The organism is Candidatus Marimicrobium litorale, assembly GCF_026262645.1.
Taxonomy (GTDB): Bacteria; Pseudomonadota; Gammaproteobacteria; order Pseudomonadales; family Halieaceae; genus Marimicrobium; species Marimicrobium litorale.
This window is the reverse complement of record NZ_SHNO01000001.1, coordinates 2,882,052-2,903,219: the sequence shown is the minus strand read 5'-3', so window position 1 is coordinate 2,903,219 and position 21,168 is coordinate 2,882,052. Positions and strand designations below refer to the sequence as shown.

At 56.4% G+C, this 21,168-nt stretch carries 16 protein-coding genes; 7 read left to right on the top strand and 9 right to left on the bottom strand.

Features of this window, described 5'->3' with window-relative positions; all coding sequences use genetic code 11:
- Window positions 1–73: 73 nt before the first annotated feature.
- The 5 genes from rfbB to tfpB form a co-directional block, all read right to left on the bottom strand.
- Window positions 74–1,132 (bottom strand): dTDP-glucose 4,6-dehydratase, encoded by a 1,059-nt coding sequence (gene rfbB, locus EYC82_RS13110; RefSeq protein WP_279249989.1) that lies wholly within the window; start codon window positions 1,130–1,132, stop codon window positions 74–76.
- Window positions 1,125–2,006 (bottom strand): dTDP-4-dehydrorhamnose reductase, encoded by an 882-nt coding sequence (gene rfbD / locus EYC82_RS13105; RefSeq protein WP_279249988.1) that lies wholly within the window; start codon window positions 2,004–2,006, stop codon window positions 1,125–1,127. Before rfbD ends, rfbB begins: the two co-directional genes overlap by 8 nt.
- A 149-nt stretch (window positions 2,007–2,155) precedes the next feature.
- The gene (locus EYC82_RS13100; RefSeq protein ID WP_279249987.1) at window positions 2,156–3,082 is read right to left on the bottom strand and encodes a branched-chain amino acid transaminase; all 927 of its coding nucleotides are present in this window, start codon (window positions 3,080–3,082) and stop codon (window positions 2,156–2,158) included.
- A 27-nt stretch (window positions 3,083–3,109) separates the two neighbouring features.
- Window positions 3,110–5,992 carry a bifunctional [glutamate--ammonia ligase]-adenylyl-L-tyrosine phosphorylase/[glutamate--ammonia-ligase] adenylyltransferase gene (glnE, locus tag EYC82_RS13095; RefSeq protein WP_279249986.1) on the bottom strand — a complete coding sequence of 961 codons (2,883 nt, stop codon included), beginning with the start codon at window positions 5,990–5,992 and terminating at the stop codon, window positions 3,110–3,112.
- 28 nt (window positions 5,993–6,020) lie between these two features.
- The gene (tfpB, locus tag EYC82_RS13090) at window positions 6,021–7,814 is read right to left on the bottom strand and encodes a type IV pilus assembly ATPase TfpB (RefSeq protein ID WP_279249985.1); all 1,794 of its coding nucleotides are present in this window, start codon (window positions 7,812–7,814) and stop codon (window positions 6,021–6,023) included.
- Between the two features lie 127 nt (window positions 7,815–7,941).
- Here tfpB and argE point away from each other — a divergent pair, with 127 nt between their 5' ends.
- Entirely contained in the window at window positions 7,942–9,093 is a 1,152-nt protein-coding gene (argE, locus tag EYC82_RS13085) for an acetylornithine deacetylase (protein WP_279249984.1), read from the top strand.
- Window positions 9,094–9,211: 118 nt separating this feature from the next.
- Complete coding sequence (gene argA / locus EYC82_RS13080) at window positions 9,212–10,516, top strand: amino-acid N-acetyltransferase (protein WP_279249983.1); 1,305 nt, start codon at window positions 9,212–9,214, stop codon at window positions 10,514–10,516.
- Between the two features lie 157 nt (window positions 10,517–10,673).
- Here argA and EYC82_RS13075 read toward each other — a convergent pair whose 3' ends face one another.
- On the bottom strand, window positions 10,674–11,081 hold the full coding sequence (locus EYC82_RS13075; RefSeq protein ID WP_279249982.1) for a septal ring lytic transglycosylase RlpA family protein: 408 nt from the start codon (window positions 11,079–11,081) through the stop codon (window positions 10,674–10,676).
- Between the two features lie 452 nt (window positions 11,082–11,533).
- On the opposite strand from EYC82_RS13075, the gene ilvD reads away from it, so the two are divergent.
- A complete protein-coding gene (gene ilvD / locus EYC82_RS13070; protein WP_279249981.1) occupies window positions 11,534–13,378 on the top strand; it encodes a dihydroxy-acid dehydratase in 1,845 nt (614 codons plus the stop codon).
- A 129-nt stretch (window positions 13,379–13,507) separates the two neighbouring features.
- On the opposite strand, the gene EYC82_RS13065 is transcribed toward ilvD, so the two are convergent.
- The 3 genes from EYC82_RS13065 to leuA all read right to left on the bottom strand — a co-directional run bounded on the left by EYC82_RS13065 (window position 13,508) and on the right by leuA (window position 16,923).
- Window positions 13,508–14,266, bottom strand: coding sequence for a sterol desaturase family protein (locus EYC82_RS13065; protein WP_279249980.1), 759 nt, complete (start codon window positions 14,264–14,266; stop codon window positions 13,508–13,510).
- A 4-nt stretch (window positions 14,267–14,270) separates the two neighbouring features.
- Window positions 14,271–15,116, bottom strand: a complete 846-nt coding sequence (locus EYC82_RS13060; RefSeq protein ID WP_279249979.1) for a DUF6279 family lipoprotein — start codon at window positions 15,114–15,116, stop codon at window positions 14,271–14,273.
- A 133-nt stretch (window positions 15,117–15,249) separates the two neighbouring features.
- Complete coding sequence (leuA, locus tag EYC82_RS13055; protein WP_279249978.1) at window positions 15,250–16,923, bottom strand: 2-isopropylmalate synthase; 1,674 nt, start codon at window positions 16,921–16,923, stop codon at window positions 15,250–15,252.
- Window positions 16,924–17,209: 286 nt separating this feature from the next.
- Here leuA and EYC82_RS13050 point away from each other — a divergent pair, with 286 nt between their 5' ends.
- The 4 genes from EYC82_RS13050 (at window position 17,210) to EYC82_RS13035 (ending at window position 21,158) form a co-directional block, all read left to right on the top strand.
- Window positions 17,210–17,686 carry an Lrp/AsnC family transcriptional regulator gene (locus EYC82_RS13050; protein WP_479722998.1) on the top strand — a complete coding sequence of 159 codons (477 nt, stop codon included), beginning with the start codon at window positions 17,210–17,212 and terminating at the stop codon, window positions 17,684–17,686.
- A gap of 510 nt (window positions 17,687–18,196) precedes the next feature.
- On the top strand, window positions 18,197–18,976 hold the full coding sequence (locus tag EYC82_RS13045; protein WP_279249977.1) for an SDR family NAD(P)-dependent oxidoreductase: 780 nt from the start codon (window positions 18,197–18,199) through the stop codon (window positions 18,974–18,976).
- Window positions 18,977–19,053: 77 nt separating this feature from the next.
- A complete protein-coding gene (locus EYC82_RS13040) occupies window positions 19,054–19,779 on the top strand; it encodes a 3-keto-disaccharide hydrolase (RefSeq protein ID WP_279249976.1) in 726 nt (241 codons plus the stop codon).
- A gap of 173 nt (window positions 19,780–19,952) precedes the next feature.
- Window positions 19,953–21,158, top strand: a complete 1,206-nt coding sequence (locus tag EYC82_RS13035) for a multidrug effflux MFS transporter (protein ID WP_279249975.1) — start codon at window positions 19,953–19,955, stop codon at window positions 21,156–21,158.
- Window positions 21,159–21,168 lie beyond the last annotated feature (10 nt).

The following is a 21,168-nucleotide window of genomic DNA, read 5'->3' as shown; positions in this document are numbered from 1 at the left end:
CTTATTCAACCACTTGCGTCAACACAGGCGCCAGCGCGAGGTATCGCATCCATCCGGTGGGACGCAAGCGCAATCAGGAGGGCAGCAATGGCCGCCACCAGTCCTCGTTGGCGAGGTACCAGTCAAGGGTGCGCTTGAGGCCTGTTTCGAAAGTCTCATGGGGGGTATAGCCCAGCTCACGGGTGATCTTGGTCGCGTCGATGGCATAGCGCCAGTCGTGGCCCGCCCGGTCTTCAACAAAAGTGATCAGGTCTCGAGCGCTGCTATCGGGAGCATCGGGGAAGCGTCCGACAAGGGATGCATCAGCAGCGAAGCGCTCGTCCATCTGATCACACAGCAGGTGGACAATATCCAGATTATTCCACTCATTATTGCCGCCGATATTGTAGGTGTCGCCAATACGGCCGCCCAGTATGACCATCTCGATACCCCGGCAGTGATCCTCCACGTACAACCAATCGCGAATATTGCTGCCATCACCATAAACGGGGAGTGGCCGCCCGCGCAGAATATTAGTGAGGCAAAGGGGGATCAATTTTTCCGGAAAGTGATAGGGGCCATAATTATTCGAGCAGTTGCTGGTCGTGACCTGCACGCCAAACGTATGCTGATAGGCGCGCACCAAATGGTCGGAAGCCGCTTTGCTAGCAGAGTAAGGTGAGTTTGGTTCGTATTTCTGTTCCTCGTGGAACCCCGGCGCGTCCGCGCTGAGTGAACCGTAAACTTCATCGGTCGAGACGTGATGGAACCGGTGCTCCCGGTCTTTGCCGCTGCCCATCCAGACATCCCGCGCAGCTTTCAGCAAGCTGTGAGTGCCAACTACATTGGTTTCGATGAAAGCGTCGGGGCCCGTAATGGACCGATCCACATGACTTTCCGCAGCGAAGTGCACAACCGTATCGATCTCGTGCTTGCGCAATGTACTCAAGACTCTGTCGTAATCGCAGATATCAGCATGAACAAAACTGAAGTTCGGCTTGTCTTCCAGACCCGTGAGATTGGCGCGGTTACCTGCGTAGGTAAGGGCATCGAACGCCACCACCCGGTCCTCCGGGTGTTGGCGCATCCAGTAGTGTGCGAAGTTAGCGCCGATAAACCCGGCAGCTCCTGTTACCAGAAGGGATCTAGCCATTCCCCATCTCCTTTAAGTCATTCAACATGGTACGCAACTGCTCACGCCAGTGAACGCCCTCCAGCTCAAAGTCACGCCAACTGCTTGTTTTGTCCAGCACACTGTAGGAGGGTCGGCGGGCGGGAGTGGGGTACGCCGACGCCAGTATGGGCTTGATACTAATAGCAGCGGGTAGCAACCCCGAGCACACACCTTCCTCACAGATGGCTACCGCAAAATCGTACCAGCTGCACACGCCGGCATCGCTCCAATGGTATATGCCGGCGAGATCCGGCTTGGCGGCGGCAGCCCAAAGGGCAGTCGCCAGACCGTTGGCCCAGGTAGGCGTGCCCACCTGATCACAGACTACGCCGAGTTCATCGCGCTCACCCATCAGACGCAACATCGTCTTGACGAAATTACCACCAAAGCTGGAATACACCCAACCGGTGCGCACCACCAACGCTTCCGGCTGCGCACGTAAAACGGCTTCTTCACCAGCCAGTTTGCTATGGCCATACTCACCCAGCGGGGAGGTCGTCGCGTCCGGCCGATACGGCGTGGAGGCATTGCCATCAAATACAAAGTCAGTGGACACGTGGCTAAGCCGGATTCCTTGCCGCGCGCATGCTTCGGCCAATACGCCGGGGCCCTCAGCATTACCGCGGTTCGCAGCCTCGCGCTCTGACTCCGCCTTATCAACTGCCGTATAAGCCGCCGCATTAATCACCAATTGCGGCGCTATAGATTGCAGACAGGCATCCACTGCTGTTGCGTCCGCAATATCCAGTTGTGCACGAGTTACCGCCGCACAATCGACACCGGGCGGCACCGTGCGCTGCAATTCCCGGCCGAGTTGACCACCCGCGCCCACCACCAACACATTCTGTTTCAACAGTCTGATTCCATCGTTGCGCTGCGCAAACCCTGTGCCTATTAATTATTCGATTGGGCAAGAGGACGACGCTGAACGACGTCCTTTTGCGATAATAGCCTTACCTCTCCGGTGGCCATATGGAGCAGGACCCACGGATACGTGCCGGGTCAGACGACCGGAGTCAGCCAATCGACGTTCTGGCTGCGTTTGCCCCTCACCGAATCGAAGTACATGGCTTGCAACTGGGTCGTAATCGGGCCCCGGCTGCCGCTGCCAATGGAGCGGCCGTCCAGTTCACGGATAGGGACAACCTCAGCGGCAGTGCCTGTAAAAAAGGCTTCGTCCGCAACATATACCTCGTCGCGTGTAATGCGCCGCTCCTGAATTTCGAAGCCCAGCTCTGCGGCCAGTACAAATATTGCGTCCCGGGTTATACCCTCGAGACAGGATGTCAGCTCTGGGGTGTAAATTTTGTTGTCGCGCACAATGAACACATTCTCACCGCTACCCTCGGCCACGTAGCCCTCGTTGTCCAGCAGCAGCGCCTCTTCAGCGCCACCCTCGACAGCTTCTCGCAGCGCCAGCATCGAGTTGATGTAGTTGCCGTTCGCCTTGGCCTTGCACATGGTGATGTTAACGTGGTGGCGGGTATAGGACGAGGTCCGCACCTTAATACCCTTATCGCGAGCATCCGGATCCATATAGGAAGGCCACTCCCAGGCGGCGACCATCACATGGGTATTGAGATTATCGGCGCGCAGACCCATGCCTTCCGAGCCAAGGAAGCACATGGGGCGCAGGTAGCCCTCTTCCAGATTGTTCTCTCGAACGACATCTTTTTGCGCCTTGTTAAGCGTCTCCTTATCGAAAGGCATTTTCATTCCCAGTATATGAGCTGAGCGAAATAACCGGTCGGTATGTTCCTGCAGGCGGAAAATACAGGTGCCACGGTCCGGCGTATTGTAGGCGCGCACGCCCTCGAAAACACCGAGGCCGTAGTGGAATGTGTGGGTAAGCACGTGCACCTTGGCTTCACGCCAGGGCACCATTTCTCCGTCCATCCAGATCAGACCATCGCGATCGGCCAAGCTCATGTTCTCACTCTCCATTTATTCGTTTAATCATTCATCTGTATAGGGCGCGAATAGCTGGCGCCACTTCGCCAGGACCGCAGCACGCAACTTCTCATGGCTACCCGCCGGGGCAGCGCCCTCGTGCTGCTGCAGAGATAATTGGTGGGCAGCGGAACGGTAAGCCAGATAGGCCTGCGTAAGCGCGTCGCACTCCTCGGGCTCAAACAAGCCATGACGACCCAGCGTCTCTAGAATGCGGACATTGTCAGACCAGCGAGCCAGCTCCGGCGCGCGATGAGACCACGCCAACACCGCATATTGCACCATAAATTCGATGTCAACGATACCACCCCTTCCCTGTTTCAGGTGAAATTCCGCTCGTTCCGGGAGGTCATTCGATACCAGATGCTTGCGCATTTTATCGCGCATTGTGACGACTTCCCTCGCCAGGGCCTCCTGGTCACGGGGTTCGCAGAGAATCTCTCGACGCAGGGCATCCACCTCGGCCCCCACCTGCGGGTCTCCTGCCACGAAACGCGCGCGCACCAGGGCCTGGTGCTCCCAAGTCCAGGCCGAATGAAACTGGTAAGTTCGAAAGGCCTGAACAGTGCCCGCCAGCAAGCCCGATTCACCGGAGGGGCGCAGACGCATGTCTACTTCGTAGAGCGAGCCCATCGCCATGCGCGTTTCAAAGATATGGATCATGCGCTGACCCAGCCGCGTATAGAACACGGCATTATCGACACTGCGGTCGCCATCAGTGGCACCAGCGCTGGCGGCATCATAAATGAACACGAGATCCAGATCGGACCCATAGCCCAACTCGATACCGCCCATCTTGCCGTAGCCGAACACCGCAAAACCACTGCCGGAACCGGTCCGCTGGGGCTGCCCGTACCTGCGCGTGAGATCAGCCCAGGCCACGGCCAGCACATGCTCCAGGATAACCTCGGCTATCCAGGTCAGCTTGTCACTCACCTGCATCAGGGGCAGCCGTCCCACCAGTTCGCTGGCAGCGACGCGCAGGACATGGGCTGCCTTGAAATAGCGCAGACCATCCATGTGTGCCTCAAGGTCATCAAGCGGCAGGCGCGTTAATTGCTGACGCAATTCCTCTGCCAGCAGGCCCTTGTCCGGCGCTGTATAGAGGCTGGCACGGTCCAGCAATTCATCGAGCAAGACGGGGTAAGCGGCGAGCTGCTCGGAAATCCAGGGGCTGGCGCCACATAACCCCACAAGATCGACCAGGGCTGGGGGGTTCTCCAGCAACAGAACGAGGTAGGCGCTACGACGCAACACCGCAGACACCAGTGGCAATGCGCGCTGCAGGGCCAGATCCGGATAGTCGGATTCGGCACAGGCCTGCACCAACCGCGGCATGAATTGATCCAGCCGCTCACGTCCCTGAATTTGCAGGGTGGCCACCCGAGGACTCTCCTGCAAGTCCTGTAGCCGCTGGCGAGTCTCCTCCAACCGCTGATAGCCAAGACTCTGCAGGGCGCGCGCGTCCAGGCTATCACCCCAGAGGCCATCGGGCCTCTGCGCCCCAACTTCGTCCTGTGCCGCCTGATCCGCTATCAATTCCCGGAAATGTCCGGCAACGCGCTCGCGATGCGAATCCAGCACAGTCTTGAAACTGTCCCAGTCGGGCATACCCATTACATACGCCATCGCCGACCTCGGCAAAGTATCCGCGGGCAGCTCCTGGCTCTGTCGATCCTGATAGCCCTGTATCGCATGCTCGGTATCTCGCAGGAACAGATAGGCCTCGCACAGTTCAGCGCAAACGCTTGCAGGCAGGCTACCGAGGTCAGCGCACTCCTGCAGCACTGACAACAGCTCTCGCTGTTGCAGCGCTCTGTCACGACCGCCGCGAATCAACTGCACGCACTGGGCAATGAATTCCACCTCACGAATACCGCCGTGTCCCAACTTAATATTGTCTTGCAGGCCCCGCCGGCGCACCTCAGCATTAATCATCTCTTTCATGCCGCGAAGGCTTTCGATGACACCGTAATCTACGTAACGCCGATACACGAAGGGCTGCAACAGCGTCATCAGTTCCTCCGCTCGACCGGGGTCGCCACTGACCGGGCGGGCTTTGATCAGGGCATAACGCTCCCAGTCTCGGCCCTGGTCCTGATAGTAGTCCTCCAGCGCAGAAAAATTATGCACCAGCGCACCGCTATCACCGTAAGGGCGCAAACGCATGTCCACACGAAACACAAAGCCCTCTGCAGTTACTTCATCCAGTAAGGCAATCAGCCGCTGGCCGACCTTGATAAAGAATTCCTCGTTGCTCAGCGGCTTGTCGTCACTATCGGTCCGACCCGCCTCCGGATAGGCAAAAATAAGGTCGATGTCTGAGGATACATTCAACTCGCGAGCCCCCAGCTTGCCCATGGCCAACACAATCAGCTGCTGCGCCCCGCCGCTGTGACGACCTCGGGGTTCGCCAAACCTCGCGGCAGATTCGGCATGAGCGTACTGCAGAGCAGCAGAGATCGCGGCTTCCGCCAGCAGGGAGGTGTCGCGCACGGTTTCCGAGGTGTCCGCCAGCCGGATGAAATCGCGCCATACAATGCGCACCATGTGTCGCGCCCGGTAGCGCCGCAACACAGAGGAAATATCGGCGCCCTCCGCGCTAACCAGATGTTGCAGTGTCGCGTGAAAGTGGTCCACAGGCAGGGCCTTCTGCAGGTCACCGCTCTTTATCAGCTCCAGCAACAGGTGCGGCTGACGCCGCAGGGTATCGGCGACAAAAGGGCTGCAGGCCAGAACCTGAGGCAATTGTACTTCCTCCGAACTGCCCGCAAGAGCCTCAGCGAGCTCCTGTGCGAGTGACTTACCCGCGGTTTCAAGCACAGTGAGCCAGGCCCGCTGCGCCTCACTGGCAAGGGGTTCGGGTAGGTGTGTGGGAGGGAGATTCACGGCAGCTCAACGCGTCACGAATTGCAGCTCAATGGTCTATCTGAGGCGCAACACGCATCACTTCCTCGATGGTTGTCTCGCCGTTGGCAACGCGCATGGCACCACTGATGCGCAGCGTCCGCATTCCTTGTGATACCGCGGCTTGTCGGATGCTGGCGGTTTCCAGCTGCGGGGTAATTTGTTCCTGCACGGCGCGGCTATTCACCAGTACCTCGTAGATTCCCTGACGACCCATGTAGCCAGTCTCTCGACACTTGAGACAACCTACAGGGCGCGCTATGCGCTTGGGGGGCGGCACATCGAAGGGTTGCGTCAATTGCTGCCAGGCGTCCTGGTCGACCTCGGTGAAATCCTTGCACTCAGCACACAGAATACGGACCAAACGCTGGGACATAATACCGCGCAGGGTCGCGCGAACCAGATAGGCGGGAGCGCCCAGCTCCAGCAGCCGCGACAGGGAACTCGGTGAATCATTGGTGTGCAGCGTAGACAGCACCAGATGGCCGGTAAGGGCGGCCTGTATCGCCATGTTGGCCGTTTCCAGATCGCGGATCTCTCCGATCATGATGATGTCCGGATCCTGACGCATCAAGGCGCGCACTCCGGCAGAAAAATCCAGATCGATAGATTGATTTACCTGCATCTGGTTAAACGCACTTTCAACCATCTCTATCGGATCCTCGATGGAGCAGACGTTCACTTCGGTGGTGGCCAACTCGCGGAGCGTCGAATACAGGGTAGTGGTTTTGCCTGATCCGGTCGGTCCCGTAACCAACACAATGCCGTGGCCGTGTGAGGTCATCTCGTGCCAGTGCTGTAAATCGTCGTCCGTCAGGCCGAGCTGCTCGAAGCTACGCTGCAGCACATCCGGATCGAAAATCCGCATCACCAGTTTTTCACCGAAGGCGGTGGGCAAGGTAGCGAGGCGCAGTTCCACCTCGGTGCCATTCGGCGTAAGGGTTTTGATACGGCCATCTTGAGGGCGGCGCTTCTCTGCAACATCCATGCGCCCGAGAATCTTCACGCGACTACTGACTGCAGCGCACACCTGAGGCGGCAGCTCGTACACGTTGTGCAACACGCCATCTATACGGAAGCGCACACACCCAAGATCACGTCGGGGTTCGATATGGATATCACTGGCACGCTGCTCAAACGCGTACTGCAATAGCCAATCGACTATTTTCACCACATGCTGATCGTTGGCGTCCGGCTCGTGCATGGCACCAATTTCCAACATCTGCTCGAGGTTACCCAGCGCCGCCGCATTGCTCGTGTTATCCGCACCGTGGGCACCACGCACTGAAACGGCCATGCTGTAGAAGTCCCCTGTGTGGCGAACAATTTCCCGAGGGTCGGCCAGCACTCGACGGATCGGTTTGCGCAACACATGCTCCAGATTACTCTCCCAGGAACGTATAAAAGGCTCTGCGCTGGCGATGACGACTTCTTTATCGTTGACCTCTACAGCTAAAATCCCATGTCGCTCGGCGAAGGCGCGGGACATAACATCCGCTACCGCAGTCACATTTATTTTCAGGGGGTCTATACGCACTACCTCTTGCGAGATATGCGCCGCAAGCCAATCCAGCAATTTATCCATCGTGAGGTGACCACCCGGCTCAGAGGCATCGGATAAGTGCAACTCGGACAGGAAGACCAAGGGGTGTACGGTGATGCGCGGAGGCTTGGCGATGCGGGCGAAATCGTCGTCCGCCAGCATCCCGTCCGCGTGCAGTTCCTCTACGACTAGCGCAAGAGTAAGCCGCGTTTCCAAGGGGTGTCTAATGAAGGCTGAGGTCATGCGTATAGTTGCACTCATTTTTTAGGCTAAAACATGCTAACACAGTGTGCAGGGGTCGGCGCGCAATACCCTTTGGGGTTGCACCGCACTTGGACTTCCTTGCACCCTTGTCTAAACTGACTCTGTTTCCATGTTCGGTGGCCCCATGTCCAAGTCTCCTAAAATGATTATCGACCAGCTGCGGCAACTGGTCAGCACGCCTTCTGTTAGCTCCACCGATCCCGGTTGGGACCAGGGCAACCGCGCCGTGATCGATCTGCTCGCCGGTTGGCTTGAAAACATGGCGTTTAACGTCGAGATACAACCCGTGACCCCCGGAGGGAGCAAGGCCAACCTCATCGCCACACGCGGCAGCGGTCCCGGGGGTCTGGTGCTCTCCGGGCATACAGATACGGTTCCTTTTGACGAAGGCCGCTGGAAGAGCGACCCCCTCGGTCTCTCCGAGCGCGACAACCGACTGTATGGTTTAGGCAGCACTGATATGAAAGGTTTCTTTCCGCTGGCCCTCGCCGCCGCCCGCACCTTCAACGATATGGCATTCAAACAACCGCTGATCCTGCTGGCCACCGCCGACGAAGAAAGCTCTATGGCCGGCGCGCGGCAACTGGCCGCCTCGGGGCGCCCCTTAGGACGAGCAGCCATTATCGGCGAACCCACCTCCCTGGTGCCTGTGCGTATGCACAAAGGCATCATGATGGAGTCGGTAACCGTGACCGGCCGCGCCGGACATTCCTCTAATCCTGACCTGGGCAACAATGCGCTGGATGGTATGCATGCGGTGATCAGCGATCTTATGACGTTCCGTGAGCAGCTCGCCACGCGCTACAACAATGATTTTTTCAGCGTCGCGTTTCCCACGTTGAACTTAGGCTGTATACACGGCGGCGACAGCCCCAATCGAATCTGCGGTAAAACAGAGCTGCATTTTGACCTGCGGATGACGCCGGGCAGCAGCAACAGCGGCGTACGCGATGAAATAGAAGGGCGGCTTGAGGGGTTAGCAGAGACGCTGGGGCTGGGTATCGGGCTGAACTCCCTGATCGACAGCATCGAGCCCTTTGAACAGCCCGCCGACAGCGAGCTGGTACGACTGGCGGAAACCCTTACCGGATACGAGGCAGAGTCAGTTGCATTTGCCACTGAGGCGCCCTTCCTGCAGGCACTGGGTATGGAGACCGTGGTGATGGGGCCTGGCTCCATCGACCGGGCACACCAACCAGATGAATACCTCGAACTTGAGCAGATACAGCCCTGCATAGCGCTTCTGGAGCAATGTATCCGTCACTATTGCCTCTGACCCGGCCGCGGCACGCCCGCGCGGACTGTGCAATATTGCCCTAGGTACCGGGCGCAGGCTTAGGTACCCTTACAACTGTCCCAATAAATATCCGTTTATCAATGGCTTGGAAACACACGTGACAACGCAAGGGCGGGATCATATTCGCTGGCTGCGAAACTCCGCACCCTACATCAATGCACACCGGGGCAAAACCTTCGTGCTGATGCTGGGGGGCGCCGCCGCGCAACATGAAAACTTCTCCACTATCATTCACGATATCGCCCTGCTGAACAGCTTGGGGGTGCGGCTGGTAGTGATTCATGGCTCACGGCTGCAGATTGACCAACGCCTGTCGAACGCGGGTCTAGAGACCGGCTTTCATGACGGCATGCGCATCACCGACCATGCCGCACTGGAATGCGTGAAGGACGCAGCAGGCTCTCTGCGAGCGCAAATAGAAGCGCTACTGTCTATGGGACTACCCAACTCTCCCATGCAGGGCGCCAGCATGCGCGTGTGCTCGGGCAATTTTGTTACTGCGCGTCCCATCGGAGTGGTGGACGGCGTAGATTTTCATCATACGGGCAGGGTGCGCCGTATAGATGCTCAGGGCATCAATCGACAGCTCGAGGACGGTGCTATTGTCCTGCTTTCGCCATTGGGATACTCGCCCACGGGTGAAATATTTAACCTGGCTCTGCAGGATATCGCAGTGCAGTGCTCGGCCGCGATCAACGCCGACAAGCTGGTACTGTTCGGTGAGGCGGCGGGCATAATCGATATAAACGGGGCGCTCATCGCACAATGTAAGGCTGGCGAGATCAACACCATAAGCGCTATCGACGCAGAGCAAACACAGTTACTGGATACTGCCCGACAGGCGTGTCTAAACGGGGTAGAAAGATGCCATATCATCAGTCACGCAGATGATTGTGCACTGCTGGAAGAACTTTTCACCCACGACGGCAGCGGCACGCTTGTCGCAGACGATGATTTCGAGAAATCCCGGCAGGCCAATATCGATGACGTGGGCGGCATCCTGGAGTTGATCGAACCGCTCGAGCAGCAAGGTGTGTTACTAAAACGTTCCCGGGAATTGCTGGAAGGAGAAATCGGTCAGTTCCGTGTATTGGTGCGCGATGGACGCATTATCGCTGCCGCCGCACTTTATCCCTTCAAGCCAGACGCCTGTGGCGAGATAGCCTGCATCGTCTCGCACCCCGACTATCGGGGCGGCCAGCGCGGCCAACGCTTGCTGCAGGAGCTGGAACACCAGGCGCGCGCACTGGGGCTGGCCCGTGTGTTTGTGTTGACAACGCAGACCGCTCACTGGTTTATCGAGCAGGGCTTTGTCGAATCCGGACGAGAGGCTCTCCCTGGGAAGAAACAGTCGCTTTACAACCTGCAGCGTAACTCGAAGGTGTTCTTCAAGGCACTTTAGTCCCCGCGCCGCGTGCTGGCCAGGGCCCAGCGCGCGAACCCGGGAATGCTTTCTCTCTCTGTGAGCAAGACAGCACCAAGAGCGCATCAGCCTCCCGGCGCGACTCGATCACTCTGCGGGATTCCTCGGCCTCGATCACCGACGCACTCCACCGTCATTACTCTATGACTTCAATCTGGACCGTGATGACACCCTCGTCCCTGTCGCCGATTTGATCAAACGCAGATTTTGTCAAATCGATTATGCGCCCCTCGACGAAGGGCCCCCTGTCTGTGACGATAACAATTGTGTTCTTACCATTGCTGGTGTTGGTCACCTTGACCTTCGTACCAAAGGGTAGCTTGGTATGCGCGGCCGTCAGTTCTGCATGGTCCAGCAGGTCGCCGCTGGCAGTCTGACGCCCCTGATATTTATCGGCGTAAAAAGAGGCCTTACCGGTTTGCATAAGGGTGCTCTTCGTGACGTCCTTTACCTGCGCAGCGGGTTCAGTAGCGGACTGTCGGGTTGGCTGAGCCGAGCAGGCGGAAACAACAAGGATAAATATACACAGTACGACACGCTTCATTTTCTTTTCCTCGTGGCATTTGAGCGAAACCGGATTGACCAAAGTATCATCGCGCAACGGTTAGCCATTGTGTTTTGCAACATATGGGCCTCCGCATTATGGCGCGCAGCGTAATTACCAGAGTACAACACCATAGCGAGTTTTACTTCTATTTAGAGCAGCGTAAGGTCAGGCCGCGGTGACGGGTACTTTGAAGGGTTCGCGGAATTGGGCCGGCACTTTTGGGGTCAAAATCTGACCTGGCAGAACGGGCTTCGAAACCGGACTATGTATGATGCTGCCAAAGGCGACACGTCTTATAGCGGTTGAGGCTTACATTACGGACTGCGCACGTACTGGCAGCTCGTGGCAGGAAAAAATAAGTAAATTCTGCTATTCTCCATGTCTCTTTTTTTAGACTGAAGCAGAACGCTTTTTCTTCAGTCAAGCAGCTGCCGCCGGAAGCCAATACCATGCCAGAATTTCGCTCCAAGACCTCTACTCATGGCCGCAATATGGCCGGCGCCCGCGCCCTGTGGCGCGCCACCGGCATGAAAGATGAGGATTTTCAAAAGCCCATCATCGCAGTCGTTAACTCCTTTACGCAGTTCGTCCCCGGACATGTGCACCTCAAGGATTTGGGTCAACTGGTCGCCCGGGAGATCGAAGCAGCAGGCGGCGTTGCCAAAGAGTTCAACACTATCGCGGTGGATGATGGTATCGCCATGGGCCACGACGGCATGCTTTACAGCCTGCCCTCTCGCGACATTATTTCAGACTCCGTGGAATACATGGTCAACGCGCACTGTGCCGATGCCATGGTCTGCATCTCCAACTGCGACAAGATCACTCCCGGCATGCTCAATGCTGCCATGCGACTCAACATCCCGACTGTATTTGTGTCGGGAGGCCCAATGGAGGCGGGCAAGACGAAATTGTCTGAGAACAAGCTCGACCTGATTGACGCAATGGTCATTGCCGCCGACGACAGCGCCTCTGATGAAGAGGTGGCGGAGTATGAACGCTCCGCCTGCCCGACCTGTGGCTCCTGTTCAGGCATGTTTACCGCAAACTCTATGAACTGCCTGACCGAAGCACTCGGACTGTCGCTGCCAGGCAACGGGTCGACCCTTGCCACCCATGCCGATCGGGAACAATTATTCCTGCGAGCAGGGCGCGTAGTGGTCGATCTCTGCAAACGCTACTACGGAAACAACGACGAGCGCGTTCTGCCACGCAACATCGCCAACCTTCAGGCCTTTGAAAATGCCATGAGTCTCGATATCGCTATGGGCGGCTCCACCAACACTATTCTTCATTTGCTGGCAGCCGCGCAGGAAGCGGAGCTGGATTTCACCATGCAGGATATTGATCGCCTCTCGCGCAAGGTTCCGCAGTTATGCAAAGTAGCGCCGAGCACGCCTCAGTACCACATGGAAGACGTCCACCGGGCTGGCGGCATCATGGCTATATTGGGTGAGCTGGACAGGGCGGGGCTCTTACATCGTAATTGCTCGACCGTACACAGCGATACGCTGGCAGACGCACTAGCGGAATGGGACATTGCCCAGACCGACGATGCTGCGGTTCGTAAATTCTACAGCGCAGGCCCCGCAGGTATACCGACTCAGGTCGCGTTCAGTCAGGACACCCGCTGGCCCAGTCTGGACAGTGATCGAGAGAACGGATGCATTCGCTCATTGGAGCACGCTTTTTCCCTGGAAGGAGGCCTGGCCATTCTCAAGGGTAATATCGCTGAAGACGGCTGCGTAGTGAAAACCGCTGGAGTGGACGATTCTATACTCAGCTTCTCGGGGCCAGCCCATGTCTGCGAAAGCCAGGACGAGGCGGTGGAAAATATACTGAGCGATAAAGTGAAGGCTGGCGATGTGATTGTGGTGCGCTACGAGGGTCCCCGCGGCGGGCCCGGCATGCAGGAGATGCTTTATCCCACCAGCTATATCAAGTCCAAAGGACTCGGAAAGGCTTGCGCGTTACTCACCGACGGTCGTTTCTCCGGCGGGACCTCCGGGCTGTCTATCGGCCATGCCTCTCCAGAGGCGGCCGCTGGCGGCGCTATCGGACTGGTTGAGAATGGCGACATTATTGAGATAGATATTCCCAATCGAAGCATCAATGTAAAACTGACCGATGAAGAACTGACGCGGCGCGGTGCGGCAATGAAGGCCCGTGGTGACAAAGCTTGGCAGCCGGTTGAGTCACGTCCACGCAACGTCACACCTGCACTTAAGGTGTATGCCAAAATGGTTACCAGCGCCGACAAGGGGGCGGTACGGGATTTATCATTACTCGACTAGCCGTCGCGGGCCTAATCACAATGAGGTGACCGGGTATGTTCTTCCTCAAGGCATTCCCCAGACCCTGGGGTCTCTCATGCCTGACTTTACTTATGCGCTGCCGCAGGTACCCGTTTTCGAGCGTGATGACTACGCGGTGCGCGTCGTCGATGTCACCCTGCTAAATGATGTCTGTAACGACGTTGAAACCGTGCCGAAAACGCGATCCCAAATCGTGGTGTGAATGCCGAAGTTAGCACTTTCGGGCTCGCTGTGATGCAGATCATGGTACAGAGGAGTGACATAGTATTTGCTCAATCCGTTTCGGTACCACCACTTTGGAAACAAGTCATGGCCACTGTGCAGGATCACGCTGTGAATGACGCTGTAGGCGTTCATTGCGATCAGTGCCATTAAAGACATGTCCATCACAATGAACAACAACAGCGTGAACAGGAAAGACACAAAACCCTCAACAGGATGAACCGCATAGCTGGTCAGCGGCGTCGGCCGCGTCGAGGCGTGGTGATGGGAATGTACGTGCTTGTAAAGGAATGGGGTGTGCAAAACCCGATGCCACACGTAGTAGTAGAGGTCGAAAGCAAAAAAATACAGGACAAACTGTCCGAGCGTAACCGCTATCGAGGGAGAATCTATTACCGTTACCAATGACACCTGGAATAGCCATTGAAAAAGAAGCGTTGTCAGCGTTATAACGACAATCAGATTTAACAGGGTCAAAGCAAGATCATGTACCAACTGTCTCCGGTTGTTTCCGTGATAATTACGCTGAATCAAACGTATCGAAAAAAGCCTGCGCCCGGGGCCAAAAAAGACCAGGTGGGCCAGCATGACAAAGATGAGAAGCGCAGCAATGGGCTGGATAATGTAGATAAGGTTCGCGCTCATGCGATTAAGGTGCCTCTTGATCCGCCAGGTCTTTCAGGTCTTCGCGCAATTCTGCCAACCGGTTTCGCAGGTATTTATCCTGGCGCTCGCTGCGACTATTCACCACGGCAGCGACCACATTGAAAATTATACTCATATTGTGCGTATAAATTTCCCGATATTTGAGAGCCGGTTTCTCTCGCCGCTGCTGCACGGAGTCTCGCACGGCACGCTCCCAACCCGGTTCAGAATCGAGCAGCACGGACAACTCTTGTATCCACTCGGCACGCTCCTTCAGCCACTCAACATCTGAACGCTGCAACGCGTTTGCGGCGAGCCGCAATTGTTCACGCTGGGCGTCGGAGACGTTGCCAAGAAACTCCTCCATGTTGTCGAGCAGGTTGTCGTAACTATCTTCATAAAATTCCGCATCATCGCGCTCGAGGTATTCTTCCTGAAACTCTTCCTGCTGCTCCCAAAGCGCCTCGATCACATTCGCCATCTGCTTATCGCTGAGCTGTCCACCCAGGTCCAGCAACCAATCCAGCCCCTTGGCCTCGATACGCAGCCAGGCTGCCTCAAACTCACTGAATATCTCTGCGACATCTGCTTCCGTCAGGGTATCGTCAAGGTGCGCTTCGATGTCGTCGATAATACTTAAATAAGCGGGTAGCTCTTGCTGTCGATGCCAGTTTAAAAAAGGCGTCAGCACCTCATCGAGGTAGGCATCCTGATGCCCGTTGAGTTCGGCATAGTCGTCGATGTACCACGGTAGAATGACGTCGAGTCGGTTATAAACAAACGTGGTGCCACTGCAGGATGCGAGAATCAGGCCGAGTACCAAAATACAAAACGTTCGCAGAACTCTCATCGACGCGCTATACCCTGCACCGACAGCCTGTGTAGTTGGCAGCCTCTCTTCATCTTTAACGCTCTGCGTAACCACACCAAAAGCTGTACGGCGATGCTGTGGTAAATATTACTCACCAGTGACTCTTTATTCGTCAGGCAACAGCCTCTCGCTCCTGCCCAGCGGCCTGATTGACCGCGCAAAGAATACCGTCTAATGACGCCTGAACAATATCAGGACTGAGTCCCACGCCACAGAAACGATTCCCATCGACGCTTAGTTGTATATAGCATATCGCCTCGGCATCGGCACTCTGACTCAGCGCGTGCTCGTTGTACTCGACGAGAACAATGTGTTTGCCGGTAAACTCCTGAACCGCATCAACGAACGCAGCGACCACACCGTTACCCGTACCGATGAGTGTGTGCGAGGTCGACCCCTCCTGCAACTGTGCCTGCAACTTGTCGACCCCGTCCTCTCGACTGACCTGGTAATTACCTAGCTGCCATCGCCCCTTTGAAGACAGGTAGGTTTTCTCGAACAACGCAAACACGTCTGCCGAGCCGACTTCCGTTTCCTGAGCCTCGGCATGCGCTTGCACGACGCGGCTGAAATCAATCTGCAACCAGCGGGGCAGCTCCAGACCAAAATCCCGTTGCAGTACGAAGGCAATTCCTCCTTTTCCGGATTGGCTGTTAATCCTTATCACTTCCTGATACGAGCGCCCGATATCTTTCGGATCAATGGGCAGATAGGCCACCTCCCACGGTTCGCTCTCATCGCGCCGGGCGAGGCACTTCTTGATGGCATCCTGATGGCTGCCAGAGAAAGCCGTGAACACCAACTCGCCCACCCAAGGATGGCGAGGGTGGACAGGTAATTGCGTGCACTCCCGGGCCGTCTTTAAAATTTCATCGGTATTTTCGAGGTTCAGCTGGGGGCTAACGCCCTGACTGTACAGGTTCATAGCCATGGTGATGATGTCCATGTTTCCGGTGCGCTCACCATTACCCAACAACGTGCCCTCTACCCGGTCGGCCCCGGCCATGACGCCTAATTCACCGGCGGCTACCGCGCAACCACGATCATTATGGGTATGCAGCGAAATCAAAAGGCTCTCTCGGTTGGCGACGTTGTCACAGAACCACTCAATCTGATCTGCATACACATTGGGCGTACTCATCTCTACCGTCGCCGGCAGGTTTATAATCACAGGCTTTTCCGGTGTCGGTTCCCAGACTGCGTTGACCGCGTCGCATATTTCTACGGCGAAATCGAGCTCGGTGCCAGTGAAGCTCTCCGGTGAGTACTCAAATATCCACTCCGTATCCGGGTGCTGCTTCGCACACTCGTTTATCAGGGTGGCGCCCTTGACGGCGATATCGATGATTCCCTTTCGATCAAGGCCAAACACCTGCTCCCGCTGCACCGTAGAGGTGGAGTTGTACACATGCACAACCGCTCGCCGCGCCCCCTTGAGCGCCTGAAATGTCTTTTCAATCAGATCCGGTCGGGCCTGAGTCAACACCTGCACAGTGACGTCATCGGGGATACGATCGTGATCGATCAGTTCCCGCACGAAATTGTAGTCATGACTCGAGGCGGACGGAAAGCCCACCTCTATCTCTTTGAAGCCTATTTTCACCAGGAGATCCCACAACTCGGACTTCTGCCGCGCGGTCATGGGCTCCACCAACGCCTGATTGCCATCGCGCAGATCCACACTGCACCACAGGGGAGCCTGTTCGATAACACGATCAGGCCAGCGGCGGTCGGGTTTCGCAATAGGCTTAAACGCCTGGTACTTGCGGTGATTAAAGCTGTTCATGGCGCTCTGCCTCGGCATTGTCTTGATCAATAGGCCAACCACCTATCCGGGATTCAGACCCTTTTGAGGTCTCACTGCACCCCGGTCGGTGGGTAACCCAGCGGGATAACCCGGCAACAGGTGGCTTATCGGCCGGATGCTCAGTATAGGCCCCTTGATGGAGTGATTAATTGCAAATATCGCGTATTTTGAGTTTAAATTAGCAATCTATATCTACTATATACAGTTTTTTTAGTGATATTGTCTAATATCACGCCGTTCAACTATACACTCGGGAGATAACCTGATGAGGCTTGACCGTACCGACCGCAGAATCCTCGAGGCAATGCAGGTCAACGCCCGCATAAGCAACCTTGAGCTGGCAGACAAAGTGGGTCTCTCACCGACACCCTGTTCCCGACGCGTCAAACGATTGGAGGATTCAGGGCTCATCCGGGGGCATGTCACGCTGTTGAACCAGACCAAGCTGGGCTTAAAGCTCACCGCTTATATAGGTATTAGCATGGACCGGCACACGCCAGACCGCTTCGAGGCATTCGAGGCAGAGGTCATCAGCTATCCGGAGGTGCTTGAGTGCGCGGTCGTGACAGGACAAAGCTCGGATTACCTGCTCAAAGCGGTGGTGCCCGACATGGAGTACTACGAGCGCTTTCTGTTAGGCAAGCTGACGCGTATCGAGGGGGTCACCGGGGTTCACTCCAGCTTTGAACTACGCCGTGTGGTGCAAAAAACCAACCTGCCCTTGACGCACATAGCCGATTGAGCCGCCGAGCCAGAACGGCGCATAACCAAATTATAATTTTTTCGCAGAGGGCCGATCGTGCCTCAACGTGACCAGCAACCTACCGATTATTTTCTGCATTTCCCTTACTCTCCAGCGTCCAGCCTCCGCGCATTAAACGCCCATGCGGACTGCATGTCTATGTGCCCTTAAGGCTAGCAGCTACTTGTCAGTGCCGTGGTGTTATTACCCAAGCCCCTGGGAAGAGGTAGAGGATCGCTCAGGGTCAATAATGTCGCAGTCTGTTGCTTCTTGGGAAGTATGGAAAAGTAATGAACAAGAAGGCCCAAGGACCCACTAGGCACCTCCCTCTAGCATCCCTAGTGTCAGTGATAGCGCCAGAAATCAGGCGCGGACGGCTGTAAGTCATTGAGTCTAAAGAAGCAAACCAAGGAGCTTGGGCTGCTCTAGCCTCTAATCAGGGGTTGCCCAGCGGCACGGCAAAACGCAGACTGTGCGTCTCGACACAGAATAAAGAAATGCGGAGTGGCTATGATTGATGTAACCGACAAAGTGGCTATCGTAACGGGAGGCGCCAGCGGCATGGGCCAGATTTGCGCTCGGCGTCTGGCCGGGCGGGGGGCCAAGGTCGCGATCTTCGACGTCAATGAGCAGGGCCTCGAAGACACTGCGGCAGAGTCTGACAATATTACGGCCTTTCACTGCGACATCGCCGACTTGAAGGATGTGCAGGCCAAGGTGGCCAAGGTGAATGCTGCGCTGGGCCAGGTAGAATTGCTGGTGCACGCTGCCGCACTGATGCCGAGTCATCAGTTGGTGGACCACACACATGAGGATATGGAGCGACTTTTCCGTATCAACTATTTCGGCACTACGTACATGATACGCGCCGTCCTGCCTGCGATGATGGCGCGAGGCGAGGGCCGCATTGTCGCCTTTGGCTCTATCGCCGGTATTGCGCTGGTGCCCAAAATGGGCGCCTACTGTGCGACAAAGGCCGCCGTGAACGCTTATGTTGAAGTGCTACAAAACGAAATCCGCGGTTCCGGCGTGCGCGCCCACCTGATATGCCCACCCGCGGTCAATACGCCACTGGTAGACCAGACGATCGAAACCGACACGCCGGGAAGCATCATACAGGCCAAGAAATCCGGCCGCCTCGCGGACCCGGAGAAAATGATCGATGCAATAGAAAAAGGCATCCGCAAAAACAAAGACATTATTTACCCCCCGGGAGCCAAGCTACTTTATCTATGGCGTGCCCTACTGCCCAAGCTCTGGTGGAAAACGGTAATGACCTTCGAGAAATAGAAAGTCCAACGTGGACCTGCGGCTACGCCTGGAAAACGATGCTCTGCGCCATCGGCCAGATCCAGCCCGGTGATCGCGTGAAGAGACTATCCTGCCTGATTTTCGTCCTGTGTTTGGTCGGCTGCGGCAACGATGAAATCGTCGGCAGCCACGAATGCATCAACGCCCTGACCGCGGACGAAAAAGCGGCTGGCTGGCACCTTCTGTTCGACGGACAGTCCCTGGGCCAGTGGCGCTCTTATCAGGAGGAAGAGGTTAACGACGGCTGGGGCATTGAGAACGGCTGTCTGACCCGCCTCGGCTTTGGTGGCGACATTATCACGCGTGAGCAGTTTGGTGATTTTGAACTGAAAGTGGAATGGCGCATCAGCGACGCCGGCAACAGCGGAATCTTTATTCGCGGCGACGAATCCGGCCGCAACATGCAACATTCCGGCTATGAAATGCAGGTACTCGACAACGCAGGTCACTACGATGCCAGTGACCCAACGCACAGGGCGGGTGCCTACTACGATATGCTTGCACCGGATCACGACACCAGCCGACCTGTTGGTCACTGGAACCGCGCGCACATTATCGCTCGCGGTCCCGAGGTTCAATTCTGGCTTAACGATCACATCACTGCGCAGTTTGAGCAGGGCAGTGCAGATTGGCATACGCTCTATGAAAAGAGCAAATTCGCTGACCGTCCAGACTATGGCAGCCTGTTTAGCGGTCATATCGGCTTACAGGATCACTGGGATAAGGTCTGGTTCAGGAATATCCGGGTCCTGAAACGCGATGGGGGGCCAACGCCACGCTAAAAGTCCCAGTTCGAAAATACGCTTGCGCGTCTGCAAACGGGCTATTTGAACACCCGATGCAGCACACCAGGTGGAAGACACAGTCGGTCATAGTGACTCTGCAGAAAAAATAATCGATGTCGATGCCGACCCGCTTTGCGTTGAAGCAGCGCTTCCGCTAGCATCGCCGCCCGATGACTTCTTCACGACACTTGCTGCCCGATTCACGCTGGCTACTGCCTTTGCTCGCTGCACTGGTCGCACTGGGGCCACTCAGCGTCGATGTTTATCTGCCGGCAATGCCTATCATCATGGAAGAGCTGGATACGGATATTCAGCGCATGCACCTAACCCTCACTACCTATCTTTCGGGCTTTGCAGTATTTCACCTGGTGTGCGGCCCCCTCGCGGACCGATACGGACGCAAGCCGATATTAATCATCGGCACAGTTCTTTTTGTTTTTGCCTGCATCGGCTGTGCCTCTGCCAACACCGTTGAGGCACTTATGTTGTTCCGTTTTCTGCAGGGCATCGGTGCCTGCGTCGGGCCTACCCTCGCACGCGCGATAGCACGGGATGTTTTCGGGCCTACCCGAGCGGCGCGCGCGCTCTCCGTGATCGCCCTGCTTATGGCGCTTGCGCCGGCAGTAGCGCCCACTATCGGGGGCCTAATGTTGCTGTGGCTTCCATGGCCCAGTATTTTTATCTTGCTGGCAGTCTACGGCATCATCACGGTAGGTCTTATACACGTATTTTTAGCCGAATCACTGCCGGTGCGTCAAAGCCTCCACCCAATGGCGATCGCCCGCAACTTTCGGCTGTTGTTTCGCAGCCGCCTATTCCTTGTTGCAACCTTCGCCAGCGGCATGATTTACGCGGGGCTCCTCACCTATCTGTCGTCATCCAGCTTTGTCTACATACAGATGATGGGCATACCCGTCGAATATTTCGGCTTTATCTTCCTGACTTCTGTTATCGGTTACATGGTCGGGAGCGCGCTAAGTGCGAGACTGGCCCGGCACTACGATTCAGAACTCACTGTACTGCTGGGCGCGGTGCTGATTGCTGTGGCCGTCTGCATTATGTGGGCCGGCACCTGCTTTTATCCTGACAGCCTCCCGGTGCTCGTTCTTCCGATGATGCTCTACGCTACCGGGATGGGTTTAGTGCTACCCAATGCCATGGCGATAGCACTCAGACCATTTCCGGATATCGCCGGCACGGCCTCCGCGATGCTTGGCTTTATCCAGATGGCATTATCCGCTGGCGCAACTGCGCTAGTGGGAAAATATCTGGTCGATACCCCCCAACCCATGCTCGATTTTATGCTTATGATTAGTCTGTCAGCTCTTATGCTTGCTGTTTGGCTGTACCGCCTTCACAAGCGCACAGGACACTGACCCAGCCCGG